Annotated in this window: 16 protein-coding genes; 10 read left to right on the forward strand and 6 right to left on the reverse strand. The window is 65.5% G+C overall.

What is annotated here, in order from left to right; genetic code table 11:
- Window positions 1-102: 102 nt before the first annotated feature.
- Window positions 103-753 (reverse strand): helix-turn-helix transcriptional regulator, encoded by a 651-nt coding sequence (locus ACFX5Q_RS26675; RefSeq protein WP_404282806.1) that lies wholly within the window; start codon window positions 751-753, stop codon window positions 103-105.
- A gap of 80 nt (window positions 754-833) precedes the next feature.
- Here ACFX5Q_RS26675 and ACFX5Q_RS26680 point away from each other — a divergent pair, with 80 nt between their 5' ends.
- The 3 genes from ACFX5Q_RS26680 (at window position 834) to ACFX5Q_RS26690 (ending at window position 2,294) form a co-directional block, all read left to right on the forward strand.
- Window positions 834-1,076 carry a hypothetical protein gene (locus tag ACFX5Q_RS26680; RefSeq protein ID WP_404282807.1) on the forward strand — a complete coding sequence of 81 codons (243 nt, stop codon included), beginning with the start codon at window positions 834-836 and terminating at the stop codon, window positions 1,074-1,076.
- Window positions 1,073-1,408 (forward strand): hypothetical protein, encoded by a 336-nt coding sequence (locus tag ACFX5Q_RS26685; RefSeq protein ID WP_404282809.1) that lies wholly within the window; start codon window positions 1,073-1,075, stop codon window positions 1,406-1,408. Before ACFX5Q_RS26680 ends, ACFX5Q_RS26685 begins: the two co-directional genes overlap by 4 nt.
- Before the next feature lie 91 nt (window positions 1,409-1,499).
- On the forward strand, window positions 1,500-2,294 hold the full coding sequence (locus ACFX5Q_RS26690) for a GcrA cell cycle regulator (protein ID WP_404282810.1): 795 nt from the start codon (window positions 1,500-1,502) through the stop codon (window positions 2,292-2,294).
- A 35-nt stretch (window positions 2,295-2,329) separates the two neighbouring features.
- On the opposite strand, the gene ACFX5Q_RS26695 is transcribed toward ACFX5Q_RS26690, so the two are convergent.
- Complete coding sequence (locus tag ACFX5Q_RS26695; RefSeq protein WP_404282811.1) at window positions 2,330-2,599, reverse strand: DUF982 domain-containing protein; 270 nt, start codon at window positions 2,597-2,599, stop codon at window positions 2,330-2,332.
- Between the two features lie 255 nt (window positions 2,600-2,854).
- Here ACFX5Q_RS26695 and ACFX5Q_RS26700 point away from each other — a divergent pair, with 255 nt between their 5' ends.
- Window positions 2,855-3,451: a DUF6456 domain-containing protein gene (locus ACFX5Q_RS26700; RefSeq protein ID WP_404282812.1), complete on the forward strand. Its 597-nt coding sequence runs from the start codon at window positions 2,855-2,857 to the stop codon at window positions 3,449-3,451.
- A 122-nt stretch (window positions 3,452-3,573) separates the two neighbouring features.
- Here ACFX5Q_RS26700 and ACFX5Q_RS26705 read toward each other — a convergent pair whose 3' ends face one another.
- Window positions 3,574-3,879 (reverse strand): hypothetical protein, encoded by a 306-nt coding sequence (locus ACFX5Q_RS26705; RefSeq protein WP_404282814.1) that lies wholly within the window; start codon window positions 3,877-3,879, stop codon window positions 3,574-3,576.
- Window positions 3,880-4,227: 348 nt separating this feature from the next.
- On the opposite strand from ACFX5Q_RS26705, the gene msuE reads away from it, so the two are divergent.
- The 5 genes from msuE (at window position 4,228) to ACFX5Q_RS26730 (ending at window position 8,932) form a co-directional block, all read left to right on the forward strand.
- Window positions 4,228-4,785: an FMN reductase gene (gene msuE / locus ACFX5Q_RS26710; protein ID WP_404282815.1), complete on the forward strand. Its 558-nt coding sequence runs from the start codon at window positions 4,228-4,230 to the stop codon at window positions 4,783-4,785.
- 46 nt (window positions 4,786-4,831) lie between these two features.
- On the forward strand, window positions 4,832-6,205 hold the full coding sequence (locus ACFX5Q_RS26715; RefSeq protein ID WP_404282816.1) for an LLM class flavin-dependent oxidoreductase: 1,374 nt from the start codon (window positions 4,832-4,834) through the stop codon (window positions 6,203-6,205).
- Between the two features lie 62 nt (window positions 6,206-6,267).
- Complete coding sequence (locus tag ACFX5Q_RS26720; RefSeq protein WP_404282817.1) at window positions 6,268-7,116, forward strand: ABC transporter permease; 849 nt, start codon at window positions 6,268-6,270, stop codon at window positions 7,114-7,116.
- A gap of 38 nt (window positions 7,117-7,154) precedes the next feature.
- Window positions 7,155-8,153: an ABC transporter substrate-binding protein gene (locus ACFX5Q_RS26725; RefSeq protein ID WP_404282819.1), complete on the forward strand. Its 999-nt coding sequence runs from the start codon at window positions 7,155-7,157 to the stop codon at window positions 8,151-8,153.
- A 17-nt stretch (window positions 8,154-8,170) separates the two neighbouring features.
- On the forward strand, window positions 8,171-8,932 hold the full coding sequence (locus ACFX5Q_RS26730) for an ABC transporter ATP-binding protein (protein ID WP_404282821.1): 762 nt from the start codon (window positions 8,171-8,173) through the stop codon (window positions 8,930-8,932).
- Between the two features lie 57 nt (window positions 8,933-8,989).
- Here the strand turns inward: ACFX5Q_RS26730 and ACFX5Q_RS26735 are convergent, their stop codons facing one another.
- Complete coding sequence (locus ACFX5Q_RS26735) at window positions 8,990-9,733, reverse strand: SDR family oxidoreductase (protein ID WP_040582503.1); 744 nt, start codon at window positions 9,731-9,733, stop codon at window positions 8,990-8,992.
- Window positions 9,734-9,830: 97 nt separating this feature from the next.
- Here ACFX5Q_RS26735 and ACFX5Q_RS26740 point away from each other — a divergent pair, with 97 nt between their 5' ends.
- The gene (locus tag ACFX5Q_RS26740; RefSeq protein ID WP_404282822.1) at window positions 9,831-10,781 is read left to right on the forward strand and encodes an AraC family transcriptional regulator; all 951 of its coding nucleotides are present in this window, start codon (window positions 9,831-9,833) and stop codon (window positions 10,779-10,781) included.
- 75 nt (window positions 10,782-10,856) lie between these two features.
- Here the strand turns inward: ACFX5Q_RS26740 and ACFX5Q_RS26745 are convergent, their stop codons facing one another.
- Entirely contained in the window at window positions 10,857-11,147 is a 291-nt protein-coding gene (locus ACFX5Q_RS26745; protein WP_404282824.1) for a hypothetical protein, read from the reverse strand.
- Window positions 11,148-11,230: 83 nt separating this feature from the next.
- Window positions 11,231-11,634: adenylate/guanylate cyclase domain-containing protein (locus ACFX5Q_RS26750; protein WP_404282826.1), on the reverse strand; the 404-nt coding region annotated here is incomplete at its 5' end.

An 11,634-nucleotide genomic window follows, 5' to 3' on the forward strand; every position in this document is an offset into this window, starting at 1 on the left:
GGGGGGCGGCACCTCCTGACGCGACTTCCTATCGCGGACAGAATGCCGGCGTTCCATTAGCGGCGCCCCCTCTGGCCGGTCCCCTCGAGGGGAGACCACCCCTCACATATCGATCATCGACCGCTTCACGCGCCCGATGATGGTGATCGCGCCTTCCAGTTCCGGCGGCGGGATTTCCATGTAGGAGGCCGGCTGGAACGGCGGCTTGTCGTTCGGGCGGTAGCGCTTGTAGGTGGCGCGGCCGCTTTCGTCGGAGATCACATAGCAGCCATTGGTCACCAGCCGCTTGTCGCGCAGATTGACGAAGATGATGGAATCCGGCGGCGAGATCTTGTTCATCGACGGGCCGTCGACGCGCAGCGCAATCCATTCGCCCTGCTCGAGATCGGCGGCGGGTATGGTCGGATAGTCCGACAGGTTGACGACGCTGTCCTGGCTGCCGAGTTCGCCGGCGCTGATCCACGAGACGATCGGCACGTCGACGGTAAGTGGCGAGGGCATCAGCGCGGCCGAACCGGCCTCGTGGAAGCCGCCGCTTCCCGCGGGATTGCCGTCGAACAACAGCCAGCCGGGATCGACGCCGAACAGGCGGCCATATTTCTCCGCCGCCTTGCGCGACAGCGGCCGGTTGCCGTTCTCGTGGCTGATCAGCGTGTTCTTGTTGATGTCGCGCAACGCCCGCGACGCATCGCTCGGCGAGGCATAGCCCGCCTCGGCCCGCGCCTGCTGCAATCTGTGTCGAGGATCCATCATCGTACAAAATGCCTGAAATTTATCGTCCAAGGTGTACGATTTTGCTTGCGACTCTTTCGTACATATCGTACGCTTAGCGCATGATCGAGCATCCTGCAAGCATTTCCGCACTGATTGACCATTGGCCCGCCATCACCGACTTCGCCGCCGAAGTCGGCTGCGGCTACGAGGCAGCCCGGCAGATGCGCCGGCGCCAGCGCATCGCGCCGCAGCACGGGGCGCAGGTCGTCGCCGCCAGCCGCAGGCGCGGCATCGCCAGCGTCAGCTACGAGTGGCTGGCCGCTGTGGCCGCCGCTGATACCGCGCAAGGGGAGGCGGCATGATCCTGCGCCTGTCCGCCCATTTCGAATCGTCCGGGCTGTCCTCCTCCCCGGCTCGGACGAAGACCGGGGCTTTTGCCCCGGATCCGGCCCGCCTGCGGTCACCGCAGGCCGCCGGATCGGCCGGAACCGTTCCTCCCCCGGTTCCGGCCCCCTTTTCGCGCCAGGCTGGTTTGCCGAGGACCGGCGAACCAGCCGCCGCCTCCTGCATCCGCACCGAGGACGGCACCGTCATCCTGTTCGACAGGCTGACGGGCAGGGCGGTGTCCGGCCTGACCCGCGTGGCTGCCGAGGCCGCGCTCCGCCGCCTGAATGGGGCGGTGAGCCCCGCCTGAACCAACCCCTTCGAACGATTTCGCAACGGCCTTTCTGGCCGAACCCTGGCGCTCGCCCCGGGCGAGGCCTTCACAACTGACGGATCCCGACATGGCCGCTGCTTATACCGACACCGAACTCAACGCGATCGCGCTTTGGCTGAAGGATGGTCTATCGGCCACCGGGATCGCTCTGCGCTTTTCCGCCCTGCGCGGCAGCCCGGTCTCGCGCAACGCCATCATTGGCATCGTCCATCGCAACACGGGCTTGCGCGCCATCGGCTTCGCCAATCCCAAAGGCGGCCGCGCCAGTGGCCGGCCCCGGAGGAACGCGGCAAAGCCCGCGGCGGGAGGGCGCGCTGCGGGTCAAGCCAGGCCGTCCGGGCAAGCAAGGCAGTCCGGACATTCAGACCAGCCCAGACAGGCAGAGCTGGCCGGACAGGCGAGGGCTTCCGGGCAGGCTGAGGGGCAGGGCGGCGCTGGTATGCCATTCCCGCCTGCTGGCGCCTCTGCAGCCCGCACGCCGGCAAAGCCAAAACAGGGCAAGCCGAGGAAGCCGGCGCGTGCGCTGCCGCCGGCCTGGTTGTCGCCGCACGGCCTGGTCCGCGACGAGGACAAGCCCGACGCTCCTCGTTACAAGATGCCGGCGCCACCGCCGCCGGTGTCGCCCGGTCGCCAGCCGCATGTCGCCGCCATGCGGTTCATCGACTGCCTGTTCGGCCGCTGTCGTGCCCCGCTCGATCTCACGCTGGAGGAAGACCCTGACAAGGACGCGCCTGGCGCTAGGCCGGCGCCGGACATGCTGTGCTGCGGCCTGCGCACCTCGGCGACGCACTCCTACTGCAGCCACCACCACGCACGATTCCACGGCCGCCGCCGCACTTTGTTGGCGGAGCTGGCGCGATGAGCTTGTCTGGCATGCCCCTATTTCGGCATCCGGCTCTAGACGCTTCTCTCTTCGAACACCATGGCCGGGTCGTCATCGACAACGAGAATCCCGGTCACCCGGGCAAAGCCGGTGAACACCTTAAGCGCATCGTCTGGCGAGATCTGCGCGGCGATGGCGGCGCTGCAGGCATTGAGCGCACTGCGGTAGACGTGCCCGCGCCGGTCGACAGGCCAGCGCTGCAGGAGGTCGGCGGCGGCGTTGACATCCTCGATGTCCTCGATCTCGCCGTCGAAGCTGACCCTGATCGGACGTCCGGTTCGCATCGTGCCCACGCCGTTACACCTCGCTGTCGATTTTCTGGCTGCAGCCTCCAACAACGCGCGGCAATGCCGTGCGGTTGCATTGCCTGCCATGTCGCCGCCGCTTTCGCCAATCGCCGACGTTGCAGAAAAGGTCGCGCGAGTGACGCTGCCAATCTCCCCCCCCTCGTGGGGAGATGCCCGGCAGGGCGGAGAGGGGCGCGAAGGATCGCCAACCTCGCCCGCCAACCCCACGGCCAGCCCACAAGGAACCGCCCCATGAGCCGAAAAACCGCTCAAAAACCAAAACCGCCGAAATTGCCAAAGGGCGAGGCCGAGCAGGTGCGCATCCGCAGGGAGATCGGCCATGATTTCGCGCTGAGGGACGACCGCTTCGGCCGCAAGCGCCTGACAACGGGTACGCAGGAAGCGGCGCGTATCTACGAAGTCTCGAACGGCGGCTATACCTCGACCGGCGGCATCGTGCGGGTGCGCAATGTCGACCCGCTGCTGGGCATCACCTCGCTGACACGCCAGCAGCGCGAGGCGGGCATGCGCTTTCGCGGCGATTTCGAGCGCGCCTCGCGCGAAGGCCTGCGGCCGATGGCATGGGAAGAGCGCGTCGACGGCGGCCGTCGCGATGGTGGCATTCCCGACCATGTCCTGTCGGCTGGCCGCGCCCATGCCGAAGCCACCCGCGCGCTGGCACATTGGGAGGTCTCGACCGTGGTGCAGAAAATCTGCTGCGCCGGCGATTCGGTGAAGAGCCTCGCCGAACAGACCGGCGAGGCGCGCGACGTGGTGAGCAAAATGCTCAAGATCGGCCTGGACCTGCTGGCCGTGCACTATGGGATGATGGGGCGGAGGGCAGGGTGAGGGAGGTGAACTTGTGCTGCCGAAGCCCCGCAAGTAGCGGCGCTTCTTCGCAGAAGCGGAATCGATCACTGTTGGGCTACGAGCGATCCGGCCGACAAAGCCGGCCGGATCGATTGCTTACGTCACCGCTCGCAGATGCGGATCTTCTCGATCACACGGTGGTGGTGGCGCCAGTGCTTGCGGTACTCGGTCCAGCAATTGCGGCTGTGGCGCATGGAGTAGCGCGGCCTGTAACCATCGTCGTAGACATTGTACCGATGGTGCGGGCGATAGACGTAAGGATCGTCGTAGTACGGGCCGCCATAATAATCATCGTCATAGGCAGGACCGATGCCGATGCCGAGCCGCAGGCTGTCGGCACTGGCCGGGCCGATCATGGCCGCCGCCGACGCAATAGCGATGACGGAGGCGAGCAGGAGATTTTTCATAGCTACCTCCTTTTCAAGGTTGATCCAATCAAACCCCTGAGGCGTGGCCCTGTTCCACAATTTTGCAAGAAGTGAACACGGGCAAACCCACCCCGGCCGGTCGCAAAATGCTGGGGCGGCGGCATTTGCTCCATCATCGCAAGGCCGTCTCCGGGCAATGCATTGACCTCGACTGGGCTCGTTCTTTGACGTCGCGCACCGCCACATCCCGCGTCGAATGAACCAATCGAGGGCTGCATTCCGCAAACTCAATCCGCTTGCCGGGCTGGTTTTGAAATCTTCTCGCTCATTTAATTCTACAAAATCGGTAGGCTTAATGCAGATAGCGTTGACGAGAAGGAGCCTGGCATGTCGAAGAACCTGGTGGTGGGGGTGTCGGGCAATTTGACCCGTCCGTCCAAGACCAAGGCGTTCATCAGCCATATCGTTGGCGACATCGCCGGCAGGACGGGCGGGGCCTCGAGCGTTTTCGATATCGAGGATCTCGGTCCGTCTTTCCCGCAGGCAAGGCGCGTCGGCGATCTCGATCCGTCGGCGCGCAATCTTGTCGAGCAATTGCTCGGCGCCGATATCGTCGTGGTCGGTTCGCCGACCTTCAAGGGTAGCTACACCGGGCTTTTCAAGCATTTCTTCGACCTGCTCGACCCGTCCTCGCTGCGCGGCAAGCCGGTGATCCTGACGGCGACCGGCGGCGGCGAGCGCCACTCGCTGATCGTCGAGCATCAGCTGCGGCCGCTGTTCGGCTTCTTCGAGGCGCTGACCATGCCGACCGCGATCTACGCCTCCGACAAGGATTTCGCCAACGGCCAGCTCGTGTCCGAAGCCATCCAGGCGCGTGCCCGGCAGGCCGTCGCCGAAGCATGCCGGGCGGCCGGCGTGCCCTACAGCGTCGGCCTTGCCGCCTGAAACAGTGGAATCCCCTTTCCGCACAGCGCCAGAAGGAAGCCTGCAAATGACCAGCAAATCCCGCCAGAGCAAACCGCGAAAGATCAAACTGGGCGCCTTCCTGCCCGGCGGCGGACAGCATATCGCCGCCTGGCGCCATCCCGATGCGCCGGCCGACGGCGCCACAAATTTCGAGTTCCACAAGCAGCTGGCGCTGACCGCCGAACGCGGCCTGTTCGACGCCTATTTCCTGGCCGACAATCTGACGGTCGGCCTCGGCGCTCGTGAAGGCGGCAATGCCAAGATTGCCGGCTTCGAGCCGGTGACACTGTTTGCCGCGCTGGCACCGCTGACCACGCATCTCGGCTTCATCGCCACGGCCTCCACCACCTATGAGGAGCCCTACACGCTGGCGCGCAAGTTCGCCTCGCTCGATCTGCTGTCCAACGGCCGCGCCGGCTGGAACGTCGTCACCTCGGCCGGCGACGACACGGCGCGCAACTTCAACCGCGATGTCCAGCCCAACCACGCCGAGCGCTATGCCCGGGCGCATGAGCATGTCGAGACCGTCAAGGCGCTGTGGGACAGCTGGGAGGACGACGCCTTCATCCGCGACAAGAAGTCGGGCCGCTTCTACGACAAGGACAGACTGCACGACGTCGACCACAAGGGTGCGCATTTCAGCGTCAAGGGTCCGCTCAATGTCCCGCGCCCGGTGCAGGGCCATCCGGTGGTGGTGCAGGCCGGGCAGTCCGAGGACGGACGCGGGCTTGCCGCGCACTCGGCCGAGGTCATCTTCACCGCCCATCAGAAGCTGGAGACGGCGCAGGAATTCTACCGCGACATCAAGGCGCGCGTGGCCGCTGTCGGTCGCGATCCCGACCAGGTGCTGATCATGCCGGGCGTGGCGCCCTTCGTCGGCCGCACCGAAGAGGAAGCGCAGGCAAAATACCGGCAGCTCAACGACCTCATCCTGCCTGAGGATGGCGTTGCCCTGCTTAACGGGCTGGCCGGCCAGACGCTCGACATCCGGGGTTATCCGCTCGACGGCCCGCTGCCGCCCAGCAAGGAAACCGAAGGCATGAAGAGCCGCCAGGCGCTGATCCGCCAGATTGCCGACGAGAACAACTTCACCATCCGCCAGCTCTACCAGTGGGTGGCGACGGCGCGCGGCCACTACACAATCATCGGCAGCGCCACCCAGGTCGCCGACCAGCTGGAGGAATGGTTCGTCAACGAGGCCGCCGACGGCTTCAACATCCTGCCGCCCTGGCTGCCCGGCGCGCTCGACGATTTCGTCGGCCTGGTGATCCCCGAACTGCAGCGCCGCGGCCTGTTCCGCACGGCTTACGAAGGCAGGACGCTGCGCGAGAACCTCGGCCTCAGGCGGCCGGAAAACCCCTGGACCGCCGCGCGCTCGAAGGTGCTGGCCGCCGAATGATCGGCTGAAGCGCCGGACAACACTCGAAGCTCCCGACAATCCTGAAGCAAAGGGCAAAGACGATGAGTTTGCAGCACATCGAACAGCCGGTCATCCTCGGCACGCATGACGGCGCAACCAGGCTCGGCGCGGATGTCCTGCGCCTGGCCAAGGGGGCATCCGTACGTCTCCTGTCGCGCTACGGCATCCTGATCGCCTTCCTCGCGCTCTGGCAGGTGTCGAGCAGCGCCGGATGGGTCAATGCCGCGGTGCTGCCGCCGATCGGCATGATCGTCGCAGCCCTGTGGAAGGGGCTCGCCGGCGGCACCTTGCTCGGCGACATCGCCATCAGCCTGCAGCGCTCCGGCATCGCCTTCGCCGCGGCGGTAGTGGTGGCGATCCCGCTTGGCCTGTTCATGGGCCAGGTGCGATCGGTCGAAACCGCGCTCGATCCGATCCTGCAGGTGTTCCGGCAGACCTCGGCGCTGGCGCTCTACCCGGTGTTCATCCTGCTGCTTGGCCTGGGCGAGGCCTCGAAAGTCTTCGTCATCTTCTGGGCGACGCTGTTTCCGCTGCTGCTCAACACCATCAGCGGCGTCAAGGAGGTCGATCCCAAACTGCTCGAGATGGCGCGCGTCTACGGCGCCACGCGGCTCACCGTGTTTCGCCGTGTCGTGCTTCCGGGCGCCGTTCCCTCGATCTTCGTCGGCTTGCGGCTGAGCGCGACGACCGCGCTTCTGTTGCTGATCGCCTCCGAAATGATCGGCGCCAACAAGGGCATCGGCTTCCAGGTGATGAACGCGCAGTACAATTTCCAGATCCCGCTGATGTTCGCGGCGATCGTCATCCTCGCCGGGCTTGGCCTGATCGCCAACCAGGCGCTGGTCAGCCTGCAGCGGCGGCTCTGCCGCTGGAGCCAGCCTATCAACTGACGCTTTCACCTTCTTCTCGAACAAGGAAAGACCGGATCATGAAAATCACCCGCCGTACCCTGCTTGCCGGCGCACCGCTTGCCGCCGGCATCCTCACCGCCGGCCTGCCGCGCTTCGCCTTTGCCGAAGCCGCACCCGTCAAGTTCCGCTACCTCGCCAGCCGCGGCAGCATCTCCCCGCATGAGCTGGCCAACGAACTCGGCTACTTCAAGGGGCTTGGCGTCGAGCTGGAGAATGCCGGCTACGCCGCCGGCGGCCCGGAATCGCTGTTTGCGCTGTCGTCCGGCAGCGTCGACATCGGTTCGGCCGCCACCGCTGCCGTGATAAACTCGATCTCGGGCGGCAACGACTTCGTCGCCGCCTATCCGAGCAACGGCATCAACAAGGATGTGAAGAGCGTCTTCTATGTGCTGGAAGACAGCCCGATCAAATCGATCGCCGACATTGCCGGCAAGACCATCTCGGTCAACACGCTCGGCGCCCATCTCGACTATACGGTGCGCGAGGCGCTGCACAGCGTCGGCCTGCCGCCGGATGCCGCCAACCTCGTCGTCGTGCCCGGGCCGCAGCTCGAACAGACCTTGCGCTCGCGCCAGGTCGATATCGCCGGCCTCGGCTACTGGCAGGCGACGTTTGCCGGCGCGCTGGTTGCCAATGGCGGCGTGCGCGGCGTGTTCGACGACACCGATGTGCTGGGGGAACTCGCCGGCGGCTTCGTCGTGCTGAGGCGCGACTTCATCGCCGCGCATCCGGATGCCGCCCGCAACTTCGTCGAACAATCGGCGCGTGCCTCCGACTGGTCGCGGCAGAACCCCGACGAAGCCCGCAAGGTGCTGGCCAACATCCTCAACAAGCGCGGCGAAAATGGCGATCTCGCCCGCTACTGGACCGGCTTTGGCCTGCGTGAAGGCGCCCAGGCGACCGACCGCGACATCGATTTCTGGGTCGCCGTGCTCGAGCGCGACGGTCGCCTAGCCAAGGGTAAACTGAAGGCCGCCGATATCCTGTACCGGCCGGGCGAAACCAAGACCAACTGAGCACGGAGACGAAGGCGATGGCCAGCCCAAGCGGCGCCGAGGTCTCGATCCGCGACCTCTCGAAATCCTTCAGTCTTGGCGGGCGTCCGCTTCAGGTATTGAGGACGCTCAACCTCGACATCCGCGCGGGCGAATGCCTGGTCATCGTCGGCGCCAGCGGCTCGGGCAAGACCACGCTGCTGCGCATCCTTGCCGGGCTGGAGGCCGCCGACAGCGGCGGCGTCGCCATCGACGGCAAGCCTGTCGATGGCGTCGGCGCCGAGCGCGCCGTGATATTCCAGGAGCCGCGCCTGCTGCCCTGGCTGACCGTGCTCGGCAACGTCGCCTTCGGCCTCGAGGTGCGCGGCGTGCCCAGGCAGCAAGCCGAGGAGAGGGCGCGCTTCTACATCGCGCTGGTCGGCCTCGCCGAATTCGCCGATGCCTGGCCGCGCCAACTTTCCGGCGGCATGGCGCAGCGCGTCGGCATTGCGCGGGCGCTCACCGTGCAGCCCGAGATCCTGCTGCTCGACGAGCCGCTCGGCGCGCTCGACGCCATGACCAAGATCGGTATGCAGGAGGAACTGGCGCGCATCTGGAGCGAGGAGAACGTCACCATGGTCATGGTCACCCATGACCTCGAAGAGGCGATCTACCTTGCCGACCGGGTGCTGATCCTGCCCAAGGAAAAAGGCGGCGCGGCGCGCCTGATCGACGTCGACCTGCCACGCCCCCGCGACCGCAGCGAGAGCCGGTTTGTGAGCTATCGCCAGGAGCTGTTGCGGGAATTCGGGCTGCATTGATAGGGCGAAATCGACCCGGCCGGCAGAGGCTGGCTGGGTTGATCGCGCCGGCAGTTCTCAGCCTGCGCGGGCCAATGCCACAGCATCGGCTCCTGCCGGGTAGCGCAGCCGGGCGGAGGTGTCGTTGGCGGCATGCCAGACGGCCTCGGCAACGTCGGTCTCCTTCGTGACCATGGCAGGGTTGGCGAACCCGGCGAAGATCGGCTGCGCGAACGATGCATAAGCCTCGGGGATCATATCCTCGACGCGCAATTCGGTATTGTGCGCAAAACGGGTGCTCGGCGCATAGCCGGGTTCCACCAGCTTGACCCGCACGCCGAATGCCTGAAGCTCGTGCGCCAGCGATCCGGTGAATCCCTCGATGGCCATCTTGCTGGCCGTGTAAGCCGCGGCCAAGGGCATCGGGACCAGCGTCGCGCTCGAGGTCACGTTGACCACCACGCCTGATCCCCTGATGCGGAATTGCGGGATGATGGCCTGTGTCATCGCCATCACGCCGAATGTGTTGGTCTCGAACACCTTGCGGATGTGCGACATCGGCGTCGCTTCGAACGCGCCGGCGACACCGATGCCGGCATTGTTGACGAGCACGTCGACAGGCCCGCTCGCCTCGAGCGCGGCCGCGATGCTGCTGGCATCGGTGACGTCGAGCGGCAGCACGCGGATGCGATCGGAAGCGGGCAGTATGCCCTCGCGCGGGGTTCGCATCGTGGCGACGACGGTCCACCCCTGCGCGTGGAAGTGACGTGCGGTCTCCAGGCCGTAGCCGGATGAGCTGCCGGTAATCAGTACGGTTTTCATGACGATATCCTCTTTCGTGTTGACGCAGGACAAATAACCGCCAATATCAGGACTATCATCGACCAAGAGTCTCAATTTCATCTGCCAAAGTCCGGAAATGACCGATCCGCTCTCGCAAGTGATCCAGCTTCTGCGCCCACGCACGGTGTTCTCGAAGGGGATTAGTGGCGCCGGGCGCTGGGGCGTGCGCTACTCCGAATTCGGCCAGCCGGGCTTTTGCGCGGTGATCGAAGGCCGATGCCGGCTGGCCGTCGGCGGGCAGGCGCCGATCAGTCTCGAAGAAGGCGATTTTGTCCTGCTGCCCGCGACGCCGGCCTTCACCATGTCCAGCTTCGACCATGTGACGCCGAGGCGTATCGATCCCAAGGTGACGCCTGCGCCCACGGACGAGGTCCGTCACGGCCGTCCCGACGGTCCCGCCGATGTGCGGCTGCTCGGCGGTTACTTCGTGTTCGACTCGCCAGATGCGGGACTGCTGGTATCGCTCTTGCCGGCACTGCTTCACCTGCGCGGCATTCCGCGGCTTTCGGTCCTGGTGCGGCTTGTTGGCGAGGAGGCGAGCGCCCAGAGCATGGGCCGCGATCTCGTGCTCGCGCGTCTGGTCGAGGTGCTGCTGATCGAAGCGCTGCGGGCAACCCGGGGAAAGGACGCGCCGCCGGGGTTGCTGCGCGGCCTCGCCGATGCGCGCTGTGCCGGGGCGTTGCGGCAGATGCATGCCGATCCCGAGCGGCCGTGGACGGTGGCTGACCTGGCGCGCGAGGCGGGCATGTCGCGCTCGGCCTTCTTCGACCGCTTCATCCGCTCCGTCGGACTCCGGCCGATGGAATATCTGTTGGGCTGGCGAATGGCCATTGCGAAGGATCTTCTGCGTAGCAACAGTGTCGCGCTCGATGAAGTTGCCAGGCGAGTGGGCTATGGCTCGGCCAGCACATTCAGCACCGCGTTCAATCGCCATGTGGGCCAGTCGCCGGGCCGATATGCGCGCGGGCGCCAGGAGGGAGCGGGCACACGACTGCCCGTGACGCAACGGACAGCGCCCGCCTCGTAGTCAATCGCAGTCGCTTTACAGGCGATGGTGCTCGACGGTCTCGCCATGAAGCGCAAAAATATCGTGGCCCCCATGTCACACTGGCGGATCCTTGGCGCGGATGCCGTCCGGAGCGCGTTTGAAGGCGGAGCACGCCTGAGCGGAAATTTCTTTGATGCGCTTCGGTGAGGCCATTCGACCGCTATAGGTCAAAACGGGGCGTAGTTCGACGGCCGCTTTGCGCCAGAAGCAGCTGTTCTGAACGCGATCCTTGAGTGACTGCAATGGGCCGAAAGCGGACTGGCGGCTTCTGGTGCGAGATGTGAGCGAGCGGACGTTCAGCATGGCAAAGGGTTTGTCCTGATCTGATCCGTAGCTGCTGTCCAATTGCACGATCTCGATGGTCCGGTCTCGACGTGACGAGCTGCCATGCGGTCCAGCCGCATGCCCAAGATTGGTTTCAGCCGAGCCTAACTTGTCGCGCCGATTTCACTCTGGTCGGACACGACATCTGACCTCGCGCTTCGCGTTGCAACATCATATACGGGTACTTGCTCGTCGAAGCCCTTGAGGGGACGCATGCCAAGCGCGGCTACCGGAATCTTCCCACCCACCGCCCGCGCCACGGCATGATCGATAAGGATTTGCCGATCATCAGCCGACGAACACAGTCTAGACGCCAAGTTTACGACATTGCCGATCGCGGTGTAGTCAACGCGGGCTTCATAGCCAATTCGACCGACCGTTGCCCATCCCATCGCGAGCCCTATGCCGAAACCGACTGCATGGCCCCGCAGACGCCACGCGGCGATCAGGCGCTGAACGGCGTCCTGCATGTCGATTGCCATCTCGACTGCGCGAAGCGCCGGCTCCG

Origin of the sequence: Mesorhizobium sp. IMUNJ 23033, assembly GCF_044778005.1 — a bacterium.
Taxonomy (GTDB): domain Bacteria; phylum Pseudomonadota; class Alphaproteobacteria; order Rhizobiales; family Rhizobiaceae; genus Mesorhizobium; species Mesorhizobium amorphae_A.